The sequence below is a fragment of the Enterobacter wuhouensis genome, assembly GCF_035835995.1.
In the GTDB taxonomy this organism is placed as follows: Bacteria; Pseudomonadota; Gammaproteobacteria; order Enterobacterales; family Enterobacteriaceae; genus Enterobacter; species Enterobacter wuhouensis.
In genome coordinates this window covers 4,727,005-4,750,909 of the sequence record NZ_CP142124.1, presented here as the reverse complement: position 1 = coordinate 4,750,909, position 23,905 = coordinate 4,727,005, and the positions used below count along the sequence as shown (strand labels likewise).

General features: G+C 56.7%; 23 protein-coding genes. 16 read left to right on the top strand and 7 right to left on the bottom strand.

Annotated features, from left to right (window positions below; genetic code table 11):
* The first annotated feature begins 129 nt into the window (after positions 1-129).
* From yihX to VPX56_RS22630, 6 genes are all read left to right on the top strand, one after another.
* Positions 130-729 (top strand): glucose-1-phosphatase, encoded by a 600-nt coding sequence (gene yihX / locus VPX56_RS22655; protein ID WP_326469058.1) that lies wholly within the window; start codon positions 130-132, stop codon positions 727-729.
* Positions 723-1,604, top strand: coding sequence for a virulence factor BrkB family protein (locus VPX56_RS22650; protein ID WP_326469056.1), 882 nt, complete (start codon positions 723-725; stop codon positions 1,602-1,604). Before yihX ends, VPX56_RS22650 begins: the two co-directional genes overlap by 7 nt.
* Positions 1,601-2,038 (top strand): D-aminoacyl-tRNA deacylase, encoded by a 438-nt coding sequence (gene dtd, locus VPX56_RS22645; RefSeq protein ID WP_263611018.1) that lies wholly within the window; start codon positions 1,601-1,603, stop codon positions 2,036-2,038. The genes VPX56_RS22650 and dtd overlap by 4 nt, the downstream gene beginning before the upstream one ends.
* A 44-nt stretch (positions 2,039-2,082) precedes the next feature.
* A complete protein-coding gene (gene fabY, locus VPX56_RS22640) occupies positions 2,083-3,024 on the top strand; it encodes a fatty acid biosynthesis protein FabY (RefSeq protein WP_165500738.1) in 942 nt (313 codons plus the stop codon).
* A gap of 119 nt (positions 3,025-3,143) precedes the next feature.
* The gene (locus VPX56_RS22635; protein ID WP_010436846.1) at positions 3,144-3,386 is read left to right on the top strand and encodes a ribbon-helix-helix protein, CopG family; all 243 of its coding nucleotides are present in this window, start codon (positions 3,144-3,146) and stop codon (positions 3,384-3,386) included.
* 2 nt (positions 3,387-3,388) lie between these two features.
* Entirely contained in the window at positions 3,389-3,760 is a 372-nt protein-coding gene (locus VPX56_RS22630; RefSeq protein WP_326469052.1) for a type II toxin-antitoxin system VapC family toxin, read from the top strand.
* A gap of 39 nt (positions 3,761-3,799) precedes the next feature.
* Here the strand turns inward: VPX56_RS22630 and fdhE are convergent, their stop codons facing one another.
* Genes fdhE through fdnG form a run of 4 tightly spaced genes read right to left on the bottom strand, consistent with a single transcriptional unit; the run spans position 3,800 to position 9,323 of the window.
* Entirely contained in the window at positions 3,800-4,729 is a 930-nt protein-coding gene (fdhE, locus tag VPX56_RS22625; RefSeq protein WP_131635589.1) for a formate dehydrogenase accessory protein FdhE, read from the bottom strand.
* Positions 4,726-5,361: a formate dehydrogenase cytochrome b556 subunit gene (gene fdoI / locus VPX56_RS22620; protein WP_008501832.1), complete on the bottom strand. Its 636-nt coding sequence runs from the start codon at positions 5,359-5,361 to the stop codon at positions 4,726-4,728. Before fdoI ends, fdhE begins: the two co-directional genes overlap by 4 nt.
* Positions 5,358-6,260 (bottom strand): formate dehydrogenase subunit beta, encoded by a 903-nt coding sequence (fdxH, locus tag VPX56_RS22615; RefSeq protein ID WP_131635591.1) that lies wholly within the window; start codon positions 6,258-6,260, stop codon positions 5,358-5,360. Before fdxH ends, fdoI begins: the two co-directional genes overlap by 4 nt.
* Before the next feature lie 12 nt (positions 6,261-6,272).
* Positions 6,273-9,323 carry a formate dehydrogenase-N subunit alpha gene (fdnG, locus tag VPX56_RS22610; RefSeq protein WP_326469048.1) on the bottom strand — a complete coding sequence of 1,017 codons (3,051 nt, stop codon included), beginning with the start codon at positions 9,321-9,323 and terminating at the stop codon, positions 6,273-6,275.
* Positions 9,324-9,695: 372 nt separating this feature from the next.
* On the opposite strand from fdnG, the gene fdhD reads away from it, so the two are divergent.
* The 6 genes from fdhD (at position 9,696) to VPX56_RS22580 (ending at position 15,860) form a co-directional block, all read left to right on the top strand.
* On the top strand, positions 9,696-10,532 hold the full coding sequence (fdhD, locus tag VPX56_RS22605) for a formate dehydrogenase accessory sulfurtransferase FdhD (RefSeq protein WP_326469046.1): 837 nt from the start codon (positions 9,696-9,698) through the stop codon (positions 10,530-10,532).
* Positions 10,533-10,646: 114 nt separating this feature from the next.
* Entirely contained in the window at positions 10,647-10,859 is a 213-nt protein-coding gene (locus VPX56_RS22600; RefSeq protein WP_114980033.1) for a YdgH/BhsA/McbA family protein, read from the top strand.
* A gap of 483 nt (positions 10,860-11,342) precedes the next feature.
* Positions 11,343-12,050 (top strand): DUF1120 domain-containing protein, encoded by a 708-nt coding sequence (locus VPX56_RS22595; RefSeq protein WP_326469041.1) that lies wholly within the window; start codon positions 11,343-11,345, stop codon positions 12,048-12,050.
* A 77-nt stretch (positions 12,051-12,127) separates the two neighbouring features.
* Positions 12,128-12,814: a fimbria/pilus chaperone family protein gene (locus VPX56_RS22590; RefSeq protein WP_131635595.1), complete on the top strand. Its 687-nt coding sequence runs from the start codon at positions 12,128-12,130 to the stop codon at positions 12,812-12,814.
* A 29-nt stretch (positions 12,815-12,843) separates the two neighbouring features.
* Positions 12,844-15,270 (top strand): fimbrial biogenesis usher protein, encoded by a 2,427-nt coding sequence (locus tag VPX56_RS22585; protein ID WP_326469039.1) that lies wholly within the window; start codon positions 12,844-12,846, stop codon positions 15,268-15,270.
* Positions 15,261-15,860, top strand: a complete 600-nt coding sequence (locus VPX56_RS22580; protein WP_131635597.1) for a DUF1120 domain-containing protein — start codon at positions 15,261-15,263, stop codon at positions 15,858-15,860. The genes VPX56_RS22585 and VPX56_RS22580 overlap by 10 nt, the downstream gene beginning before the upstream one ends.
* 42 nt (positions 15,861-15,902) lie before the next feature.
* Here VPX56_RS22580 and VPX56_RS22575 read toward each other — a convergent pair whose 3' ends face one another.
* Positions 15,903-16,226 carry an AzlD domain-containing protein gene (locus VPX56_RS22575; RefSeq protein ID WP_326469036.1) on the bottom strand — a complete coding sequence of 108 codons (324 nt, stop codon included), beginning with the start codon at positions 16,224-16,226 and terminating at the stop codon, positions 15,903-15,905.
* A complete protein-coding gene (locus tag VPX56_RS22570) occupies positions 16,226-16,885 on the bottom strand; it encodes an AzlC family ABC transporter permease (RefSeq protein WP_326469034.1) in 660 nt (219 codons plus the stop codon). Before VPX56_RS22570 ends, VPX56_RS22575 begins: the two co-directional genes overlap by 1 nt.
* Positions 16,886-16,986: 101 nt before the next feature.
* Here VPX56_RS22570 and VPX56_RS22565 point away from each other — a divergent pair, with 101 nt between their 5' ends.
* From VPX56_RS22565 to VPX56_RS22550, 4 genes are all read left to right on the top strand, one after another.
* Positions 16,987-17,535, top strand: a complete 549-nt coding sequence (locus VPX56_RS22565; protein ID WP_010436871.1) for a helix-turn-helix domain-containing protein — start codon at positions 16,987-16,989, stop codon at positions 17,533-17,535.
* Positions 17,536-17,552: 17 nt separating this feature from the next.
* Positions 17,553-18,548 carry a LacI family DNA-binding transcriptional regulator gene (locus tag VPX56_RS22560; protein ID WP_326469032.1) on the top strand — a complete coding sequence of 332 codons (996 nt, stop codon included), beginning with the start codon at positions 17,553-17,555 and terminating at the stop codon, positions 18,546-18,548.
* A 104-nt stretch (positions 18,549-18,652) separates the two neighbouring features.
* Entirely contained in the window at positions 18,653-20,776 is a 2,124-nt protein-coding gene (locus tag VPX56_RS22555) for an alpha-galactosidase (protein ID WP_326469030.1), read from the top strand.
* Between the two features lie 44 nt (positions 20,777-20,820).
* Positions 20,821-22,086, top strand: a complete 1,266-nt coding sequence (locus tag VPX56_RS22550; protein WP_326469028.1) for an MFS transporter — start codon at positions 20,821-20,823, stop codon at positions 22,084-22,086.
* 33 nt (positions 22,087-22,119) lie between these two features.
* On the opposite strand, the gene VPX56_RS22545 is transcribed toward VPX56_RS22550, so the two are convergent.
* Complete coding sequence (locus VPX56_RS22545) at positions 22,120-23,904, bottom strand: DUF2235 domain-containing protein (RefSeq protein ID WP_326469026.1); 1,785 nt, start codon at positions 23,902-23,904, stop codon at positions 22,120-22,122.
* Between the last annotated feature and the right edge of the window lies 1 nt (position 23,905).

Genomic DNA, 23,905 nt, shown 5'->3' with positions numbered 1-23,905 from the left:
CTCCTCTTTTAGTCTCTAAAACCCCGCCCTTATGGCGGGGTTTTTCTTTTTCTGCGTTGTGTCCCTCTCCATAGCCAAACCTTATCTTTCCCGCTACAGTTACTTTTCCACGGCGAAAAGGAGATAAACATGCTTTATATCTTTGATTTAGGAAATGTAATCGTCGACATCGATTTCAATCGGGTGCTGGGCGCATGGAGCGATTTTAGCCGTGTACCGCTGGCGACGTTAAAGCAGAATTTTAAGATGGGGGAAACCTTCCACCAGCACGAGCGCGGCGAGATAAGCGATGAAGAATTCGCAGAGCGCTTCTGCCATGAAATGGATCTGCCGTTAAGCTACGAACAGTTTTCCCACGGCTGGCAGGCGGTATTTGTCGCGATCCGCCCGGACGTCATCGACATCATGCAAAAGCTGCGCGAGCAGGGGCATCGCGTGGTGGTGCTGTCGAACACCAACCGTCTTCACACCACCTTCTGGCCGGATGAATATCCGGAAATCCACGCTGCGGCGGATAAAATCTATCTCTCCCAGGAGATGGGGATGCGCAAGCCGGAAGCGCGTATTTATCAGGCCGTCCTGCAGGCTGAAGGCTACTCTGCGGCCGATGCGGTCTTTTTCGACGACAATGCCGAGAATATTGAGGGAGCTAACCAGCTGGGTATCACGTCAATTCTGGTGACCGGAAAAGAGACGATACCGAACTACTTTGCGAAGCAGCTATGCTAAAAACCGTTCATCAAAAAGCGACACATCACTCGCGCCCGTTTCGGGCGTGGCTGAAACTGCTCTGGCACCGCATTGATGAAGATAACATGACGACGCTGGCGGGCAATCTCGCCTACGTGTCGTTGCTCTCACTGGTGCCGCTGGTGGCGGTTATCTTTGCGCTTTTTTCCGCGTTTCCGATGTTTGCGGACGTCAGCCTGCAGCTTCGTCATTTCGTTTTTGCGAATTTCATTCCCGCCACCGGGGACGTTATTCAGAACTACATTGAGCAGTTTGTCGCTAACTCCAGCAAGATGACGGCGGTGGGGGCGTGCGGGCTTATCGTCACCGCGCTGCTGCTGATGTACTCCATCGATAGCGCCCTGAACACCATCTGGCGGAGCAAGAAAGTCCGGCCAAAGGTTTACTCCTTTGCCGTGTACTGGATGATTTTGACGCTCGGCCCGCTGCTGGCGGGAGCGAGCCTGGCGATCAGTTCATATCTTCTTTCGCTGCGCTGGGCGAGCGACTTGAACAGCGTGATTGATAACGTGCTGCGCATCTTCCCGCTGATATTGTCCTGGCTCTCGTTCTGGCTGCTATACAGCGTGGTGCCGACGACGCGCGTGCCCAACCGTGACGCCATCGTGGGTGCCCTGGTCGCGGCCGTGCTCTTTGAATTGGGCAAGAAAGGGTTCGCGCTCTACATCACCATGTTCCCGTCGTATCAGCTGATTTACGGCGTGCTGGCGGTGATCCCCATTTTGTTTGTCTGGGTCTACTGGACCTGGTGCATCGTCTTGCTTGGTGCCGAAATAACTGTCACTCTCGGGGTCTACCGCGAACTAAAACAAGCAGCGATTGCTGAAAAACAACAAGAAGCAGACCAACCATGATTGCATTGATACAACGCGTAACCCGTGCCAGCGTCACCGTGGAGGACGAGGTGACGGGTGAAATTGGCCCAGGACTTTTGGTGTTGTTAGGTGTCGAAAAGGATGACGACGAGCAAAAAGCCAACCGCCTGTGCGAGCGCGTGCTGGGCTACCGCATCTTCAGCGATGCGGAAGGCAAAATGAACCTGAACGTGCAGCAGGCAGGCGGCAGTGTGCTGGTGGTTTCCCAGTTTACGCTGGCGGCTGATACCGAGCGCGGCATGCGTCCGGGCTTTTCGAAAGGTGCAGCGCCGGACCGTGCAGAAGCACTGTATGAGTACTTTGTTGAGCGCTGTCGCCAGCAGGACATGAACACGCAAACCGGACGATTCGCTGCAGATATGCAGGTATCGCTGGTGAACGATGGCCCCGTCACATTCTGGCTCCAGGTATGAGCCAGCTGGCGGTCAGGCCGCGGGTAACAAGAGAGAGTACAGCTATGTATCACCTTCGAGTACCGCAAACGGAAGAAGAGTTAGAGGTTTACTACCAGTTTCGCTGGGAAATGCTGCGCAAGCCATTACATCAACCGAAAGGGTCAGAACGCGACGCCTGGGACGCGATGGCGCACCATCAGATGGTGGTGGATGAAGAGGGCAATCTGGTGGCCGTCGGGCGTCTGTACATTAATGCCGATAACGAAGCCTCGATTCGCTTTATGGCCGTTCACCCGTCCGTTCAGGATAAAGGCCTCGGCACCCTGATGGCGATGACCCTGGAATCCGTTGCCCGTCAGGAAGGCGTTAAGCGCGTCACCTGCAGCGCCCGTGAAGACGCCGTCGAATTCTTTGCCAAGCTCGGTTTTGTGAATCAGGGGGAGATCGCCGCCCCGCAAACCACGCCGATTCGCCACTTTTTAATGATCAAACCCATCGCCACGCTGGACGACATCCTGCATCGCGCCGACTGGTGCGGCCAGCTGCAGCAGGCGTGGTATGAGCACATTCCGCTCAGTGAAAAAATGGGCGTGCGCATTCAGCAGTACACCGGACAAAAATTCATTACCACCATGCCGGAAACCGGTAACCAGAACCCTCACCACACGCTGTTTGCCGGTAGCCTGTTTTCCCTGGCGACCCTCACCGGCTGGGGGCTGATCTGGCTCATGCTGCGCGAACGCCATCTGGGCGGCACCATCATTTTGGCCGATGCCCACATTCGCTACAGCGCACCGATCAGCGGCAAGCCGAGCGCGGTAGCCGACCTTGGCGCACTGGGCGGCGATCTCGACCGCCTGGCGCGCGGCCGTAAGGCGCGCGTGCAGATGCAGGTGGAGCTTTTTGGTGATGAAACGGCAGGCGCGGTGTTTGAAGGCACCTATATCGTTCTGCCTGCAAAACCGTACGGTGCGTACGAAGAGGGCGGGAATGAGGAAGAGTAGGGGTCGTCTGGAAAGCGGCTCGCAAAATCGCCCGCCATTTTCTAAATATCCTTTAACACTAAATGGATAAGGAGTATTTTGCCTGAAAATTAACCGCAGATGATATACTATGGTGATATATGAGTCTTTTGGCGGACCTTGATATGGGCAGAATACTGATCGATTTGTCTGATGACGTGATTCAGCGACTGGATAACCTGAAGCAGCTGCGTAACCGGCCCCGCGCCGAATTGCTACGGGAAGCTATTGAGCAATATCTTGACCAGCAGAGTTCATCGGTTATCCGCGATGCGCTTGGCCTGTGGGGAAACCAGCAGGAAGATGGACTTGAGTATGAACGCAAGCTGCGTGAGGAGTGGTAATCATGGAGCACATGGCTGTGTTTGATACCAATATTCTCATCGATCTTTTTTATAATCGCGTTGAGGCGGCGGATGCGATTGATCGCACGGCGTCGCATAGAGCCATTAGCCTGATCACGTGGATGGAAGTCATGGTGGGCGCGCGCAAGCACGGTCATGAAGCAAAAACGGCGGCTGTGATGGGGGCTTTTGAAATTATTGATGTGTCACGTGATATCGCGGAAAGAAGCGTATTACTTCGCGAGAAGCACGGCATGAAGCTGCCCGATGCCATCATTCTGGCTACGGCTCAGAGCAGAAGTTGCCCGTTAATTACGCGCAATACGAAAGACTTTTCGGGCATCGCCGGGGTCGTTTCACCTTACCACCTGTAGGCCGGGCCAGCTTGCGCCGCCCGGCACTTTCACAGGAGATTACTCCCCTTCACCCGGGAACAGGAACGGGTTGATCGAGCTGCGGGCAAAGCCCTCCTGCTCCATCTTCGCGTCCAGAATCAGCGAGGCGAGATCGTCGGCCACGGCTTCGACTTTCGGGTCTTTTTCCTGATACAGAATCTTCAGGTAGGTCCCGCAGTCGCCGCAGCTTTCCGCTTTCACCGCCGCTTCTTCATTTTCCAGCGACCAGTAGTTCAGATCGCGGGTCTGCTCGCAGTTGCTGCACTTGATGCGCACCACGTGCCACTCGGTTTCACACAGGTTGCAGTGCAGATAGCGCAGCCCCTGAGTGGTACCGATTTGCACCATGCTTGAGACCGGCATGGAGCCGCAGACCGGGCAGAACTGGCGCGCTTCACCGTATTCGGCGCGGGCTTTGCCCGGGATCAGGCTTGCCATTTGCGCCCAGTAGAGCGACAGCGCGGCCCAGATGAATGGCGCTTTATCGCTGCTCACCAGAGAGAAGTCGGACGCGAACAGCGCGCTCGCCATCTCTTCCAGCTCCAGGTCAGAGGCTTTTTCCAGATTCTCGATAACCGCCAGCGCGGTTCCGCTCATCTCCGGCTTCAGCTCGGCAATCAGCGAGTTCAGCAGCTTATGCCAGTGCTTGTCGCGCGGCAGGACGTGAATATCCAGCGGCGGCTTGCCCTGCTCGTTGGCTTCCTTGATGCGCGCGGTTAGGTCAATGTGCAGCGGGTGGTCGTACAGCACCACCTCCTGCGCGTGGGCAACCAGCGCGGCAAAGCGCAGGAAATCGCCCAGCGGGTTATTCTCTGCCAGCTCGCGCAGACGCTCTGCGCGGCGGTTGTAGAGGTTCTTGAGCCTGGGGAATAACAACGGCGGAATGTAATCCGCCGTGCGTTTCTCGCTCGAACCCAGCTCATCTTGCGGGATTATGCGAATACTCATTCAGATGACTTTTCCTGTTTCTGGCGGACTTCACGGTACCAGCGCGGGTGATGTTTCTTCGCCCACGTGCTGGTTACCCATCCTTCCACCATCGCGGTAATGGTGCCTTTCACCCAGAGGGCGGCGTAGATATGCACCATGATAACCACAATTAACGCCACCGCGGCAAATGAATGCAGCATCAGCGCGAATCGGATCACCGGGATTGAGAAAGCAGGCGCAAAGTACGGACGCCAGATGATCACGCCGCTTACCAGCAACAGGACCAGGAAGATAATCGCCGCCCAGAATACGCATTTCTGGCCGAAGTTATAACGCCCGGTATCACCCACTTCCTCGTTGACGACGATCTTACGAATATTCTTCGCCCAAAAGATATCATCCCGATTGATTAGGTTATGGTGCCAGTATCGGAAAAACATGATGATGAACGACGCGAACATGATGACGCCAACAAACGGGTGCAGTATACGCGCCAGCTGCGGTGTCCCCATGATCTGCATCAGCCAGTTGAAGGACGGGAAGAAGAACCCCAGCCCGCTTATCGCCGCCAGCATGAAGCAGAAGGCGGTGACCCAGTGGTTGATGCGTTCCGGCGCGGTGTAGCGCACGATGGTGTCACGTTTTCTCATTTGCGCACCTCGTCTTTCTCTTCATGCAGGTTGTCGTCTTCCTCTTCCGCGCGGTTCGGACCAACGCCGACGTAGTGGAAGATGCTCGCTGCGAAGGTGGCAGCAAAACCAACCGCTGCCAGCGGTTTCCAGATGCCTTTCCAGAACTTCACGGTGGCGCTGATTTCCGGATTCTCCGGCAGGCCGTGATACAGGTTCGGCTTGTCGGCGTGGTGCAGCACGTACATCACGTGCGTACCGCCAACCCCGGCCGGATCGTACAGGCCCGCGTTGTCGTAGCCGCGGGTTTTCAGCTCGGAGACGCGCTCACCCGCCAGCGTTTTCATATCCTCTTTGGAGCCAAAGTGGATAGCGCCGGTTGGGCAGGTCTTCACGCATGCAGGCTCCTGGCCGACGGTGACGCGGTCAACGCACAGCGTGCATTTGTAGACGCGGTTGTCTTCCGGGTTCAGGCGCGGCACGTCGAACGGGCAGCCGGCGATGCAGTAGCCGCAGCCGATGCACTGCTCGGACTGGAAGTCGACGATGCCGTTGGCATACTGAATGATAGCCCCTTCTGACGGACACGCCTTCAGGCAGCCCGGATCCGCACAGTGCATACAGCCGTCTTTGCGGATAAGCCATTCCAGCTTGTCGTTCTGCTCCACTTCCGAGAAACGCATCACCGTCCAGGACTTGGCGGTCAGGTCCGCCGGGTTGTCGTACACCCCGACGTTGTGACCCACTTCGTCACGCAGGTCGTTCCACTCTGAACAGGCCACCTGACAGGCTTTACAGCCGATACAGGTGGTCACGTCGATAAGCTTCGCCACTTCCTGCTGGTGGTCCCGCGCCTGAGGCGCGGGCGTGAAACTGTTTGTCGCGGAACGACGGATAATGTCTTGAGATTGATAAGCCATAAGTCGTCTCCGTTACACCTTTTCCACGTTCACGAGGAAGGCCTTAAACTCCGGCGTCTGCGTGTTCGCATCGCCGACGAACGGCGTCAGGGTGTTCGCAATGAACCCTTTCTTCGCCACGCCCTCATAGCCCCAGTGGATCGGGATACCGATGGTGTCCACCTGCTGACCGTGAACGTTCAGCGTGCGAATACGCTTGGTCACCACCGCCTTGGCTTTGATATAGCCGCGGTTAGAGGAGACCTTCACGGTATCGCCATGGGCGATGCCGAGCTTGTTCGCCAGCTTCTCGCCGATCTCCACAAACTGTTCCGGCTGCGCGATGGCGTTAAGCAGCGCGTGCTTGGTCCAGTAGTGGAAGTGCTCGGTCAGACGGTAGGTCGTACCCACGTACGGGAACTTGTCCTTTTTACCCAGCGCGTCGAAATCGCCCTTGAAGATACGGGCTGCCGGGTTAGAGACCACGTTCGGGTGCAGCGGGTTGGTGCCCAGCGGCGTCTCAAACGGCTCGTAGTGTTCCGGGAACGGACCTTCCGCCATCTTATCGATAGCAAACAGGCGTCCCATCCCTTCAGGCTGCATGATAAACGGCCCAACGTCGCTGCCCGGTGCGGCAGTGCTGTAGTCCGGAATATCCACGCCGCCCCATTTCGCGCCGTCCCACTTCAGAAGCTGACGCTTCGGATCCCACGGGTTGCCCTGCGGGTCAGCGGACGCGCGGTTATAGAGGATGCGGCGGTTCAGCGGCCACGCCCATGCCCAGCCCAGCGTATTGCCGAGTCCCGACGGGTCGGCGTTATCGCGGTTGGCCATCTGGTTGCCTTTCGGCGTCCAGCTACCGGCAAAGATCCAGCAGCCGCTTGACGTCGTACCGTCATCGCGCAGGTGTGCGAAGGTGCTGAGCTGATCGCCTTTCTTCGCCAGAACCGCGCCGGTGGCCGGGTCGATAACGTCCGCCAGCGCCTTGCCGTTGCTCTCCATGGCCACTTCTTCCGGCGCAGGGTTTTCCGGCGTCGAGTAGTTCCAGGTCATGTTCAGCACCGGTTCCGGGTTCGCGCCGCCTTCTGCCGCATACATCTTACGCAGGCGTAAGAAGATGCCGGCCAGGATCTCGCCGTCGTTAAGGGCGATGCCCGGGGCGTCCGCGCCCTTCCAGTGCCACTGCAGCCAGCGTCCGGAGTTGACGATAGAACCGTTCTCTTCTGCGAAGCAGGTGGACGGCAGGCGGAAAACTTCGGTCTGAATCTTCGATGGATCGACGTCGTTCGATTCACCGTGGTTCTGCCAGAAGGTCGAGGTTTCGGTGTTGAGCGGGTCAATCGTCACCAGGAACTTCAGCTTCGACAGCGACTCGACAACCTTGTTTTTGTTCGGGAACGAGGCAACCGGGTTAAAGCCCTGGCAGATATAGCCGTTGACCTGGCCCTGGTGCATCATCTCGAAGTACTGCAGAACGTCGTAGCCTTTGTCCCACTTCGGCAGCCAGTCAAAGCCCCAGCTGTTTTCCGCCGTCGCTTTGTCACCGAAGAAGGCTTTCATCATCGAGACGAAGAACTTCGGATAGTTGCCCCAGTAGTTTACCTGGCCTTCGAGCAGCGGTTTTGGCGTGCTGGCGGTCAGGTAGGTCTGCAGGTCGGGCTGTTTCTCGCTCGGCAGGTTCATGTAGCCCGTCAGGCTTTGAGACAGCAGGCCGAGGTCGGTCAGGCCCTGAATGTTGGAGTGGCCGCGCAGGGCGTTCACGCCGCCGCCTGCCATCCCCATGTTGCCGAGCAGCAGCTGAACCATCGCCATGGTGCGAATGTTCTGCGCACCGATGGAGTGCTGCGTCCAGCCGAGGGCATACAGGAACGACGCGGTTTTATCCTTCGCGCTGGTCTCGGCGATCAGCTCGCACACCTTCAGGAAGTCCGCCTTCGGCGTACCGCAGATGTTTTCGACAACGTCCGGCGTATAGCGGGAAACGTGCTCTTTCAGCAGGTTCCACACGCAGCGCGGGTGTTGCAGGGTGGTGTCGCGCTTCGCAAAGCCTTTCTCGTCCAGCTCGTAGTTCCAGCTGGTTTTGTCGTACTTGCGTTTTTCCGCGTCGTAACCGCTGAACAGGCCATCGTCGAAGCTGTAGTCCTCACGCACGATCAGGCTGGCGTTGGTGTAGGCCTCGGTGTATTCGCGGTTATATTTTTCGTTGGTCATCAGGTACAGCAATACGCCTGACAGGAAAGTGATGTCAGTACCTGAACGAATAGGGGTGTAGAAATCCGCCACTGACGCCGTACGCGTAAAGCGGGGATCGATCACAATCAGTTTCGCACCGTTGTGGATTTTGGCTTCCATCGCCCAGCGGAACCCGACAGGGTGCGCTTCAGCGGCGTTACCGCCCATCACCACAATAAGGTTGGCGTTCTTGATGTCGACCCAGTGGTTGGTCATCGCACCGCGACCAAATGTTGGAGCAAGACTTGCTACCGTTGGTCCGTGTCAGACGCGCGCCTGGTTGTCGACCGCGAGCATACCGAGTGCGCGCGTGAATTTCTGGGTTAAATAACCGGTTTCGTTGCTGGAGGCAGAAGCACACAGCATGCCGGTAGAGAGCCAGCGGTTGACGGTGACGCCCTCGCCGTTCTTCTCGATAAAGTTGGCATCGCGGTCTTCTTTAATGTGTTTTGCGATGCGGTCAAACGCCTCTTCCCAGCTGATTTGCTGCCACTTGTCTGAGCCTGGCGCGCGATATTCCGGGAATTTCAGGCGGCTTTCGGAGTGGATAAAGTCCACCAGGCCAGCCCCTTTCGGGCACAACGCACCACGGTTAACCGGATGGTCCGGGTCGCCTTCGATGTGGAAGATAGACGCTTTGGCATTTTTTGCACCGTCGCCGAGGCTATACATCAACAGCCCACAGCCGACGGAGCAGTACGTACAGGTGTTACGGGTTTCGCGGGTGCGCAGCAGCTTATACTGCCGTGTTTCCGCCAGCGCTACGCCGGGCGCAAAGCCCAGTGCCGCTGCCGTTGTGCCTGCCATACCGCCAGCGCAGATCTTAAAGAACTGCCTTCTGCTGACCTGCATGGGTCACTCCTTGGTTCATTTCGACATTGCTTTGTAGTTTTACTTTGCGGTTGAGAATTGACCGCAAAGGAGAAAAATTTGCGTTAATCCCTCATTTCTCCGAGGGATATCATCAGAATACCACAATGTCGGTACGCCTGTTCCAATGGCGTTAAAACAAAGTGAACGTATTATCACGGCATTGATTATAAAATGTGATATCAATCACATTATTAACCCTGCATGTTAAAGGGGTGTAGCGGGGGGCGGGTTGCACCTCTCCCAAATGAGTAGGTAAACTCGATGCTGAAAAGTTGATCCATACTATGCGTAAGGCCTGCACTTTATGATGCAATAGCAGGCTCACCTCCGTGGTTGTTCAGGAATACCGTCGTGTCTAAACAAAACCGTGCTACCCACTCGTCACCACTGCCTGCGGGCGTTGTGGAACTGTCGGTACACAGACCGCCCCACATTGCCCACGCTACGCCCGATTTTCTGGCGGAAGAAGTGCCTGTTGCTCTGGTATACAACGGCATCTCGCACGTGGTGATGATGGCCTCGCCGAAAGATCTCGATCTATTCGCCATTGGGTTTTCCCTGTCCGAAGGCATCATCGACCATCCGCAGGAGATCTACGGCATGGACGTGGTGCAGGCCTGTAACGGTCTTGAAGTGCAGATCGAACTCTCCAGCCGCCGCTTTATGGGATTAAAAGAGCGGCGTCGCGCGCTGGCCGGCCGCACCGGCTGCGGCGTATGCGGCGTCGAGCAGCTCAACGATATCGGCAAACCCGTCGCGCCGCTGCCGTTTACCCAGACCTTCAACCTTGCGGACCTCGATAAAGCGCTGGAGCACCTCAACGATGTCCAGCCCATTGGTCAGCTGAGCGGCTGTACGCACGCGGCGGCATGGGTGCTGCCGTCGGGCGAGATCGTCGGGGGCCATGAAGATGTCGGCCGCCACGTGGCGCTTGATAAGCTGCTGGGTCGCCGCGCGCGCGAAAGCGACGTCTGGCAGCAGGGCGCTGCGCTCGTTTCCAGCCGCGCCAGCTACGAGATGGTGCAGAAAGCGGCCATGTGTGGCGTGGAGATCCTGTTTGCGGTGTCGGCGGCCACAACGCTGGCGGTAGAAGTGGCAGAGCGCTGCAACCTGACGCTGGTGGGGTTCTGCAAGCCGGGCAGGGCGACGATTTACACCCATTCACAGCGGTTAATTGTTAATCAGTAATTTTGAAAGAGAATAGCAAATCCTTCCGCTTTTAGTTGTGGGAGATGAGGTCTAGTATTTATCTCATCAAGGCACGGTGCCTTACCTAAACAACTTAACGAAAGGGTTTATCTCATGAAAAGCATCAAAACTTTTGTCGCTGTAATCGCTCTGGCTGCTTCTTTCGGTTCTTTCGCTGCGCAGACCGTGACCGCTACCGCCTCCACCATTGACGGTGCAGAAGCCAAAATTGCAGCACAGGCTCAGGACGCTGGCGCATCCTCCTACAAAATCACCCAGGCGTTCTCCGGTAACCGCGTACATATGACCGCAGAACTGAATAAATAAGCCGTGTAGCCACTGTCCCTCGCTCTCCGGAGCAGGGACAGGTTCCTTGCCTTACTCCCTCCTCTCGCCTCCCACCCACCTCTGCTGCATTAATCTCTTTTATTAGTTAAATCGTCCAGGAAATTCCTGATTACCGAAACAATAAGTGTAATAGTTCTCCTTCTTTAGTTACTTTTGTTTGAAAAATTAGCATTCCTATACACATGTTAAATATATGGTCAGACCAGGTTATTGGAAATATTCCCCTGGTAAATGGCTGCGGCTATTTTTAGCCGCTGATTCCGGTTTCATATCCAGTGGAATAATGTTTTTTCTTATTATTTAAGGAATTCCTCAGGCATAAATCTTAAAAGAATTTCAAGTCATTGATCGGAATTATTTGTAGTGATACTTTTCAAAAACAATATGTGTGTAGTTATTCTCCATAAGCCAGGCTATTTATAGTTTGGTGCTTTTAGTATTTCACCTAAATAAGGAAATTAAATGAACGCGATGTTTAAAAAAGGAATGCTGGCGTCCGTACTGGCCGTAGCGGCCTCATCTGCAATGGCGGCCTCCAGCATTGATATTCAGGTCACCGGTAAAATCGTACCTTCTTCCTGTACGCCAACCTTCACCAGCGGTGGCGGTATTGCTGACTTCGGTACCATGAAAGTAGCATCCCTGAACTCCACTTCCATGACCCCGCTGGCAGATGTAAAAGTGATCCCTATTACGATCACTTGTGAAGATGCTACCCGCATCGCTGTCACCTTTAACGATGCGCATTCTGATTCAGCGCCTACAGCAGACCTGCCGATTGCATTTGTTGACGATAACTTCTCTCTTAAGCCTAAAAGCACGTCGGGCCTGGGTATGTATAACGGCAAGAAAATTGGCGCTTATTCATTAGGCATCCAGCTGACAGAAGGTGCGGTCACCAACGATGCCGGTGATGATTTGTATCCAACGGTCTCAGTCGACAACGGTACGAGCTGGGGTACTAAATCAGGCGAGCGATATATGCAGATTGCTAACGATAAAAGCGAAATTTATTCCTTCAGCGGCACGCGGGGCGGCACGCCTGTTGCACAAACTAAAGTTAACTTTAACGTTGGCGTAGCGGCGATGATTAACCCAACCAACGATCTGAACGTTACGGATGAAGCGACGCTGGACGGTCTGACCAACGTTGAGCTGGTCTATCTGTAATCGTTTTCCGTCACCAGGGAATGCCTAACACTCCACGTCAGTGGAGTGTTATTAATCAATATTAATGGACTAATATTATGCTGCTTTTAAAGAGAACGCTGATCTGCGCCTGCCTGTTGGCCTCATTCAATGCGCTGGCCGTTGGCATGGTGCCGGATACCTCGCTGCTTATCGTCAATGAAGACGAGCAGGGCGCCAGCATGGACGTCAAAAATACCGATGCTGACGCACAGCTACTCTACACCAAAATTATCGATTTACCGGATGATCCAAAGCCGGGCCTGATTGTCACGCAGCCTGTTGTGCGCGTGGAGGGAGGTAAAACCCAGCGCGTGCGCTTTGTCATGAAAAGCAGCGCGGAGCCGCTGAAGGTAGAGCACTTCAAGCGCGTTATTTTTACCGCGATCCCACAGCGCGAAAAAAACAAAGTTAAAGTGGTCTTTAGCCAGAACCTGCCCGTGATTATTCACCCTGCTGGACTGGCAGTTAATATTGAGCCCTGGAAGGAACTCACCTGGCAGATTAAAAACGGTAACGTCGTGGTTGAAAATAAAACCCCGTATATCGTCCGTCTGGAGCAAAAAGTGAAGTTAATGGCCTCAGGCACTTTCGCGCATTTAGCCAAGACCTATATTCTGCCGGGTGAAACGCTGACCGCCACCGCCAGCAATAAAATATCGTCCTCAGAAAAGCAGATTGAAATATATCCCGCGACTCGCTATGGCTATAAAGCCCAGAGCTATATTGCCGACCTGAAAAAATAAAAATACATTTAACAGCACATGGAGTAGTTATGTTAAACGGTTCCTGTAAAAAGGGAATGCTTGCGTTTTGCCTTACCGCGCTTGCTTTCAGTATTCGGGCAGAAATAAATCCGACCGCGAATGAACCTATGGAATTGGCTCGGGCGATATTTGATACCGATGCCCTCAAAACCAATGGACTTGATACCGCAATAGCCGATTACTATTCCATGGCTGCCCGTTTTACGCCCGGTTATCATAACGTGACCGTGAACATTAACGGCAAGAAGCGTACGCTAATGCCGGTGAAATTTGATGAGGAAGGTACGCCCTGTATCGATAAAGAGTTTCTGGAAAATGCAGGGTTGATTAAACAGATTAAACGCGGCTCCTGCCCTAAAATCCATCAGTACTGGTCCGGGTCCACGATTGAATCTTCACCGGATATCGAAGAGATCTCGGTCGTTGTTCCACCCGAAGCGCTCGATCCCGACTTTGGTCGACAGTTCGCCGAGGTGCGCGGGGGTCGCGCGGCGATGCTGAACTACTCCATGTTTGGCACCCATAACCAATATGACGATGAAAATGCCGATCGTTTCCAGTCTACGCTTGAAATGGGCTTTAACGCCGGAGACTGGATTGTGCGCAGCGCGCAGTTTATCAGCGACGGCAGCGATCAAGATTTTGACATTGATTCCTCCTACACCTATGCCCAGCGTACCTTTACCGATTACGGCGTGATGGTGCAGGGCGGCCAGATCAACGTGGCCAACAGCCGCTTTAGTATCCCGAGTATTTACGGGGTCCAGATGATGCCGGATACCGCGCTTTTGCCTCAGAACGGCACGGGCGTTGAGGTGTCGGGGATTGCCCGCTACCCGCAGGCGCGCGTTGATATCCGCCAGGGCGGACAGCTTATTTACTCAACGCTCGTTCCCGCCGGGCCGTTTAACCTGGACGATGTGCCGCTTGCCAACCTCAACACCGACCTGAACGTGACGGTCACCGAGACCGACGGCAGCGAAAACCGCTTTACCGTGTCTGCGAGCACCTTTCGCAGCAACCACGTTGGGCGTGCGCCGGGCTTCACCATGGCAGTGGGCCGCGTTGAGGACATGGAAGATTCCCGCTATGAAAATCCGTGGGTGGTCTCTGCCAACAACGGCTGGTCCATCAACAAGCGCATGAACTTCCTCGCCGGTATGGTGATGGCGGATAACCACTATTACGGTTTCTCCGGCAACATCGATACCGTGCCCATGCAGAACCTGTATGCCTCGCTCGGTTTTCTGGCGTCCATCGACAACCAGACGCAAACCGACGGCAACAAAACGACGCTGGATCTGGGCTATTCCCTGCCGTACGGCATCGGCATTTCGCTGGGCGGCAGCTACGGCACGCCGGACTACCGCGAAATGCAGGAGCTCTACGGTGATGAGGATGATATCTCGCAAACCAAATACGACAGTAACGTCGGTATCAACTGGTCAAACGCGATGCTGGGCCGCTTCTCGCTCAGCTACTACCGCAATGAGAGCTGGAACAGCGAGTATGACAGCCGCCGGTTTATCACCTCGTGGTCGCAGACCTTTAAGTATTTCAACGTGAGCGTGAACTGGGAGTCGGACGTTAGCCGGAACGACAGCAGCGACAACGATCAGTTTTATGTGAACGTGTCGATCCCGCTGGGACGCACCGGCGTCACCACCAGCTCCTGGTATCGTGAAAGCGAGGGCAGAAGCTCCTACGGTACGCGCGCAATGGGTTCACTTAATGCCGAAAACCAGTACACGGTCGGCGTGACGCAGGATCATGACGAGAACACCACCAGCTGGGACAGCTCGCTGAACAGCAACCTGCACTACACCAACCTCGCGCTGGCGGCAGGCGGCGATAACGACAGCAACACCAACTATTCTGCGGCGCTGAGCGGCGGGATTGTGGCCCACGGCGACGGCGTGACCTTCTCGCCTTACCGCGTGGCGGATACGTATGCCATCGCCAGCCTGGATAAACCGGTGGCAGGCGTTGAGATTGATACCTCGCGCGGCGCGGTATGGACGGATAAATGGGGTCAGGCGGTCATTCCTGCGCTGTCGCCGTTCCGCGAAAGTACGATTGAGGTCAACACCCAAAGCCTGCCGGGGAATCTGGACGTGAGAAACGGCAGCACGGCGATCAAGGCGTCTCACGGCGCCGTGGCGAAGTGGGAGTTCGCAACGTTAAGCCAGCGCCGCGTGCTGCTGAGCATTAATCGCGCGGACGGCACGCCGCTGCCGGAAGGTGTCTCTATTGTGAACGGCGCGGGTGAATACGTGACGACCGCGCCTGAGGACGGGGTGATCTTCCTCAACGACATCTCCGCCAGCCAGCAGCTGTATGCGAAGCTGGACGACGGACGCTGCAAGCTGACGTATACCCTGCCTGAGGCGGAGCTGAATAAATTCTATGAAGAGGTGACAGGGAAATGTCTCTAAATAACGTTCGTAAATGCGCGCTGATGATCGCATTACTCTGCGGCGCGTCGACGCTACCGGCGGTTGCTCAGGCCGATGATGGCGACTGCGAAATGATGTCGGCAGTGAAGAAAGTCGACTATGGTCGCTACCGTAAAGAGGATATGCGACGGACCTCTGCTGAACACATTGGTAAGGTCTATAACGGCTATGCTTCGGTCACGCGCGAGTTTCAGGTGTCGGTGATGTGTCCGGACGCGCGTAAAATGCGCATCTCCATTAACGGTGCCGCGCGCCAGAACATGGCGTATCGCTTTACCGACTATGGCGCGATGAAAATTGAGTTCAAAGAGGGGCGGGTAGACGGCAGCTCGGTACAGCTGGCCGCCGTTGATATCGGCGCGGTTAACGTTCAGGGCGGGGCATCGCAGGTGACGCTGAAGCCCGAAAAAGCGCTGGCGGCGGTTAACGGCACGGAAGTGGCGGGAGAGCAGTTCACCGCCACCATGATGATCACGACCTATCTCTCTGAAAAAGCCTTCAGCGTGACGAACACGACGAATTTTGACGAAACGCTCACGCTTAGCGTCGATACGCTTCCCGCGCATTAATCCCTCTGATGCCCGGCAGACCTGTTCTGTCGGGCATTCTTCTTACTGCAGTCCCGCCACACGCAGCAATGCCGTCACCACCGCTGCCGCGACGATCACCACAATTAACGGCACCTTGCGCCAGGCCAGAAACACCGCAAACGCCACGCCCAGCACGCGCGCCATCCCCGCGAAATGTTCGCCTTCATAGAACGTGGTCGCCAGCGCCACCGAAAACAGCAGTACCGTTGCCGCGTCGGAAAGCAGCGCCTGAGAGCGCTCGGACAGCGCCAGCCGGTTGCCGAGTTTGGCCCCGCCGAGGCGCATCAAATACGTTCCGGCAGAAAGAATGGCGATGCCGAGAATAAAGACCGTCATATTTCCCATTATTTTTTCCTCGCGGCAAGGCCGAGTAAAGAGAGCAGCACCGGCAGGCCCACCGGCGCAAACGGCACGGCGGCCAGCGACAGCGCTGCGCCGCTGCAGGCGCGGATCAGCGTGGTGCGGTTTTTAAACGCGGGCACCACTAATGCCAGCAGGATAGCCGGGAATACCGCATCCAGCCCGATGGTTTCCGGATCTGGCAGCAGTTTGCCGACCATGGCACCCAGCAGCGCGCCCAGCGGCCAGATAATCGCCACCCCCAAACCGCACAGCCAGTAGGCGGCCTTACGCTGCTCGGGGGTTTTCTGCGACAGGCCAAAGACCACGCTTTCGTCGTTCATGATGTGGCAGCCCAAAAAGCTCAGGCCGCGCTTGCCGACCAGTTCGCGGACCGTCACGCCAAACGGCACGTGGCGGGCGTTGACCAGCAAACCGGCGGCCGCTGCCGCCAGCGGATTACCGCCGCTCGCCACAATGCCGATAAACATGAATTCCGACGCGCCCGCCAGTACGGTAAGGGAGAGCAAAAACGGCACCCACAGCGGGAAGCCATAGGCCATTGCCAGCGAGCCGTAGGACATCCCGACCACGCCCACCGCGAGGCACACCAGGATGATTGCTTTTATCGTGTCGCCTTTCAGGCAGGAGAGGTGATGCTTCATACAATTTTAGCCATATCGAACGTATTTCCATTATAATGAACGCATCAAAATCGTTTTTCAAGATGAACGATTCGTTCGATTTATAGAACTAAGGGCCGTTTATGACGCAGCCAATTAGCGTGATCGCCAAGAGTCTGGTGCGAGAACGCCTGCGAACCGGGCTTTCACTGGCGGAAATCGCTCGCCGTGCCGGTATCGCCAAATCCACGCTTTCCCAGCTGGAGTCCGGCAACGGTAACCCGAGCCTGGAGACGCTGTGGTCGCTTTGCGTGGCGCTGGATATCCCTTTCGCCCGATTGCTGGAACCACAGCAGACGACAACACAGGTCATCCGCCGTGGAGAGGGAACGAAGGTCGTTGCCGGACAGGCCAACTACGAGGCGATTTTACTGGCGGCGTGTCCGCCGGGCGCGCGGCGCGACATCTATCTGCTGCTCACCCAGCCGGGCGCAGACCGCATTTCTCAGCCGCATCCGCCGGGGTCCGTTGAACATATTATTGTGACGCAGGGGCGCGCGTTAGTCGGCCTGATCGACGCGGCGGAGGAGTTGGGGCCGGGGGATTACATCTGTTATCCCGCCGACTTACCGCATATCTTTAAGGCGCTGGAGCCGGACACGCACGCGCTGCTGGTGGCGGAACAGAACTAACCGAGATACGGAAAATCATGTCGCTTAAAGCCATTGCCAAAGAACTGGGGCTGTCAGTCACCACCGTCAGCCGCGCCCTCAACGGATATGACGACGTCTCCGCCGAGACGCGCGCCCGCGTGGAAGCAGAGGCGCAGCGCCGTGGCTACCGGCCTAACACCTTCGCCCGCCGCCTCAAGATGGGCAAAATCGACGCCGTCGGGCTGGTGTTCCCCGTGCATCCCGTTCCGCTCAATAATAGCGTTTTTATGGACATGGTCGGCGAAATTAGCCACGAACTGGCGCGACATGAAATCGACCTGCTGCTGATTGCCGATGATGATTTAGCCGATAAGCACAGCTACATGCGCATGGTGCAGAGCCGCCGCGTGGACGCGCTGATCGTGGCGCACACGCTGGATCACGATCCGCGTCTTGAGCAGCTTCAGGCTGCCGGTTTCCCTTTCCTGGCGCTCGGGCGCAGCCATCTCCCGCAGCCGTACGCGTGGTTTGACTTCGACAACTACGCCGGTACGCATCAGGCTACCCGCTGGCTGATCGAAAAAGGCCATCAGCGCATCGCGCTGCTGGGCGAAAGCAATAACCAGGCGTTTATTACCCAGCGCCGTCAGGGTTATCTGGACGCCCTGCGTGAGGCCGGGCTTTCCAGCGAATGGCTGCGCGCCATGCCGCCGTCGCGCCGCGTCGGGTACGCCACAACCAAAGAGCTTCTCGCTCTGCCGCAGCCGCCCACGGCCATCATTACCGACTGCAACACCCACGGCGACGGCGCGGCGATGGCGCTGGCGCAGATGGGGCGCTTGTCCGGCGACAGCGCGGTCTCGCTGGTGGTCTACGACGGCCTGCCGCAGGACAGCATCGTCGATATCGACGTGGCGTCGGTCATTCAGTCCACCCGTCAGGGCGTCGGAAAACAGATTGCCGATATGGTGCGCCAGCTGATTAACGGCGACGATATCGAGCGGCTTCAGGTGCTCTGGCAGCCTGAATTCTCTCCGGGTCAGACGGCCTAAACCCACTAAAATTCCAAACCCGATCACAGATCCGAAACGTTTTGGTTTGTATCCGAAACGTTTCGGATCAACACTCAGGACATCCCGACGACAGGAGATGTCTGATGCAAGATTCCATATTTCGACTCGAAAGCCATACGGTAGACGTGGTGGTGAAAACCCGCCCGTTCGCCGAAATTCTCTACTGGGGGCCGCACCTTCAGCACTTTTCGCCGCACGATGTGCTGAGCATTGCGCGTCCGGTGGCGAACGGCAGGCTGGACGTCGACTCCCCGGTCACGCTGATGGCGGAGCTGGGGCACGGCCTGTTTGGCTCGCCGGGCATTGAGGGGCATCGCCAGGGGCTGGACGGTTCCCCGGTATTCAAAACCACGCGGGTGCTACAGGACGTAAACGCCCTGACGATAACCGCTGAGGATGAGCATGCGGGGCTGCGCCTGACCAGCGAGCTGGCGCTGGATGCCAGCGGCGTGCTGGTAGTGCGCCACGGCCTGACCAATCTGAAAGCGCTGCCGTGGCAGGTGGACCGTTTCGCCGTCACGCTGCCGGTGGCCGAGCGCGCGCAGGAGGTGATGGCCTTCCACGGACGCTGGATCAGAGAATTTCAGCCGCACCGCGTGCTGCTCGAACACGACGGCTTCGTGATTGAAAACCGTCGGGGTAAAACCTCCCACGAGCACTTCCCGGCGCTGATTTCAGGTACGCCGTCGTTCAGCGAAATGCAGGGCGACCTCTGGGGCGTGCATCTGGGCTGGAGCGGCAACCACCGCCTGCGCGCGGAGGCCAAAACCGACGGTCGTCGCTATCTGCAGGCCGAAGCGCTTTACCTCCCCGGCGAAATGGCCGTGGAAGAGGGCGACACGCTCTGGACGCCGCGCCTGTACGCCAGCTACTCCGCGCGCGGCCTGAACGGCATGAGCCAGCAGTTTCACCGCTACCTGCGCGACAACGTTATCCGCTTCCCGGACGACAAACCGCGCCCGGTGCACCTCAATACCTGGGAAGGGATCTACTTCAACCACGACCCGGACTACATCATGCGCATGGCCGACGAGGCCGCGGCGCTCGGGGTGGAGCGTTTTATCATCGACGACGGCTGGTTCAAAGGCCGCAACGACGACCACGCCGCGCTGGGCGACTGGTATCTGGATGAGAAAAAATACCCGAACGGCCTGACGCCGGTAATCGACCACGTCAAACGGCTCGGCATGGAGTTCGGCATCTGGGTTGAGCCGGAGATGATCAACCCCGATTCGGATCTGTATCGCGCACATCCTGACTGGGTGCTGGCGCTGCCGGGATACGCCCAGGCGACCGGACGACACCAGCTGGTGCTCAACCTCAACATCCCTGAAGCCTTTGATTATCTTGTCGAGCGTATGTGCTGGCTGCTGGGCGATCACGCAGTCGACTACGTGAAGTGGGACATGAACCGCGAGCTGGTGCAGCCGGGACACAAGGGTAAAGCCGCCGCCGACGCGCAGACCCGCCAGTTTTACCGCCTGCTGGACGTGCTGGGCGAGCGCTTCCCGCACGTTGAGTTTGAATCCTGCTCCTCCGGCGGCGGGCGTATTGATTACGAAGTGCTGACCCGCAGCCACCGCTTCTGGGCGTCCGACAACAACGACGCCCTGGAGCGCAATACCATCCAGCGCGGCATGAGCTACTTCTTCCCGCCGGAGGTGATGGGCGCGCATATCGGTCATCATAAATGCCACGCGACCTTCCGCCAGCACAGCATCCAGTTTCGCGGGCTGACGGCCCTGTTTGGCCATATGGGGCTGGAGCTGGATCCGCTCACCGTTGATGAAAATGAACGTGAAGGCTACCGGCACTACGCCGCGCTGCACAAGCGGTGGCGCGAGGTCATTCATCACGGCACGCAGTGGCGCGTGGATATGCCGGACGCTACCACCCTGGCGCAGGGTATTGTGAGCGAAGACAAGGCGCAGGGGCTGTTTATCGTCAGCCAGCTCGCGATGCCGGATTACACCCTGATGATGCCGCTGCGCATGCCGGGGCTAGACGCCAGCGCGCGGTACCGCATCACGCTGCTCGATCACCCGAACATCCAGATTACGGGCGAGGGCGGGCACACCATGCGCAAGCTGCCGGCGTGGATGGAAGCGCCGCAAACGGCGAGCGGCGAGTGGCTGATGCAGGCGGGCATTGCGCTGCCGATTCTGGACCCGGAAACCGCCATTCTGATTGGCGTCGAACGCGTGTAAGGTTGAAGGGCCGGGCAGCCGGCCCTCCGTTGAGGATAAAAATAATGAACACAACAACCTGTACCCACAAAGACAACCCTAACTTCTGGATCTTCGGGCTGTTCTTCTTTCTCTATTTCTTCATCATGGCCACCTGCTTTCCGTTCCTGCCGATCTGGCTGTCGGACATCATCGGCCTGAATAAAACCCATACCGGGATTGTCTTTTCCTGCATCTCGCTGTCGGCCATCGCCTTCCAGCCGGTGCTGGGGGTGATTTCGGACAAGCTGGGGCTGAAAAAACACCTGCTGTGGATCATCGCGGTGCTGCTGTTCCTGTTCGCGCCGTTCTTCCTGTACGTCTTCGCCCCGCTGCTGAAAACCAATATCTGGCTGGGCGCGCTGAGCGGCGGGCTGTATATCGGCTTTGTCTTCTCTGCGGGATCGGGGGCGATTGAGGCCTACATTGAGCGCGTGAGCCGCAACAGCTTCTTCGAATACGGCAAGGCGCGGATGTTCGGCTGCCTCGGCTGGGGGCTGTGCGCCTCAACGGGCGGCATCCTTTTTGGCATCGATCCGTCGTACGTGTTCTGGATGGGATCGGGAGCGGCATTGCTGCTGATGCTCCTGCTGCTGGTCGCGAAGCCGAAGCCCAACCAGACGGCGCAGGTGATGAACGCCCTGGGTGCGAATCAGCCGCAGATCACCGCCAGAACCGTATTCAACCTGTTCCGCCAGCGCAGAATGTGGATGTTCATTCTGTACGTCATCGGTGTGGCCTGCGTGTATGACGTTTTCGACCAGCAGTTTGCCACCTTCTTTAAAACCTTCTTCGCCACGCCGCAGGAAGGCACCCGCGCCTTTGGCTTTGCCACCACGGCAGGGGAAATTTGCAACGCCATCATCATGTTCTGCTCGCCGTGGATCATCAACCGCATCGGCGCGAAAAACACGCTGCTGATTGCCGGAGTGATTATGGCGACGCGCATTATCGGCTCGTCGTTCGCCACCACCGCCGTGGAGGTCATTGCCCTCAAGATGCTGCACGCGCTGGAGGTCCCGTTCCTGCTGGTAGGCGCATTCAAGTACATCACGGGCGTGTTTGATACGCGGCTGTCGGCCACCATCTACCTGATTGGCTTCCAGTTTGCCAAACAGTCGGCGGCCATTTTCCTCTCCGCCTTTGCCGGGAATATGTATGACCGGATCGGCTTCCAGGAGACATACCTGATGCTGGGCTGCTTCGTGCTGGCGATTACGGTGGTGTCGGCGTTTACGCTGAGTGGCAGGCGGGAGATTGCTGCTAGCCGGGGCGCGGTGGAGGTGAATTAGGGAAGGGTGCTGCCGCGAATGCGGCAGCATGACTTAGGCTTCAGGCATCTCCATTGAGCGGATCGCAAAAAAGTCCTGTGAGATACCTGCGCCTTTTTCTACCGTCTGCAGGTCGTGTACAAACCATGCGTACATTTCTGGTGGTGCAGTATCCAGAGGTAATGGCCGGGGTTTACCGAGGTTTGCCGCGTGGGAGTATTCCAGAAAACGCTTCGCACGCTGCAGCGCGGGTCCATATACGCTCGGAACGATATCCCTGCGTTTGTCCATGGGGTCCTGTTCCATACTGTTTCGCATCCTGATGGCGGCATCCTTCACGTCATCAAGCCAGCCCCAGTTTTGCTGCAATACGGCCAGTTCATTTGCATACTGCCCGGCGGTCTCTTTCGCCTCCTGCGTGATGCCTGCAAATCCCGCAGATGCGCCAGCAGAGGCCAGCACATCGCCGCGCTGTTTTTCATATCTCATGCATTCCGTTCGGTACTGATAGTACTGACGGCCCAGCCAGTCGATATAGCTGTCCAGATGACGGTTCTGGCATGCGGTGCTTAATGAAGTAAAGGGCAGCGCGCTCTGGTACGCCTCTGCCCACTGCAGGACGGACTGGTTTTTAACGTTGTCCTGGACGATGAAATAGCTGGCTACGGTTTCGGAGTAAGATTTCAGACTTAGGAAATCAGGGAAAGGCACGCCCGCCATGGTCGCCTCACGGTACATCCTGTGGAGCGCCACGCGACAAAGCTCCGCACTGGGCTTCTGTTCGTCAGGTTTCAGGCCCCCGCCGATATCCTCCGCGCATCCGGGATAGAGTTCTTCCTTGTGCGCCGGGTTATTGCCGGTGCGGTACAGGCAGCGCCAGACGCGGGTTTCATGGGCGGCAACCAGATGCAGGCTTTTCTTTACCGACTCAGGCAAGGGGGTATCCTGGTCGATGGACTTGTCTCCCAGCAACACGCTAATCCCTTTTATCGGCCCGCCAAACGCAGAGATAAAGTAATCCACGCCGTTGTTGTTGCTGGCCGACGTGCGTCGCGAGCAGTCAAACAGGCCGGTAAAGACGATATCGACGGGTATGCCCTGGTAGGTGTATTTATCCCCCTCTTTCTTACAGATATCTTTCAGCAGACTGTCCAGGAATTTACGTGCCAGGGTAGCGCCGAGGTCAAAACCGAAAAGGGAGACAGAAATGAGTTTGACGGGGACCGGGCTTTTTTTAACGGCTTCTTTGTATCCCTCTTCAAACGTTATTTTGGTCGATACAATACGGGTATCGGCGCCAGTCACCAGCATATCCGCTATTGTGGGGTTATCGCGCAGCCAGGGGGTGGCTTCGATACTGGCTTTTTTGGCCGCATTTTTTGCAGTGTCGAAGGCCAGATTTTTCCATTCCGTAGGGTTAAGGAGTTTCTTACCCTGATGTTTTAAAATCTCGTACCAGCTGTTGCCTTTTAAAAAATCCACACCCGATTCTTTGGCCATTTCACCGGGCTGATCTTTTATATCATCCGTTATGCTGTCCAGACCGCTATCCATAATAGTGTGAAGCTTTTCAGCAATGGTTTCATGGAAAGGGGTACCCAGGCCAGAAATGTAAAACTTTGAGTAGTACTCTTTACTTGTTTTTTGCGCATCATCAGGAAATGCGCGAAACAAACGAGCAATATTGCTGAGTCGACGTTCTGCCGCGTCCTGTTCTATATTCCTGTGAATACCGTCAAAGAAGAAGCCAATATGCCATATCCGCGAACAGTTCCCTAAACCAGCATCTTCTGCCTGCTGCGCCCGGCTTGCCGCGGCGATAAGGCTTTCAATATCCATA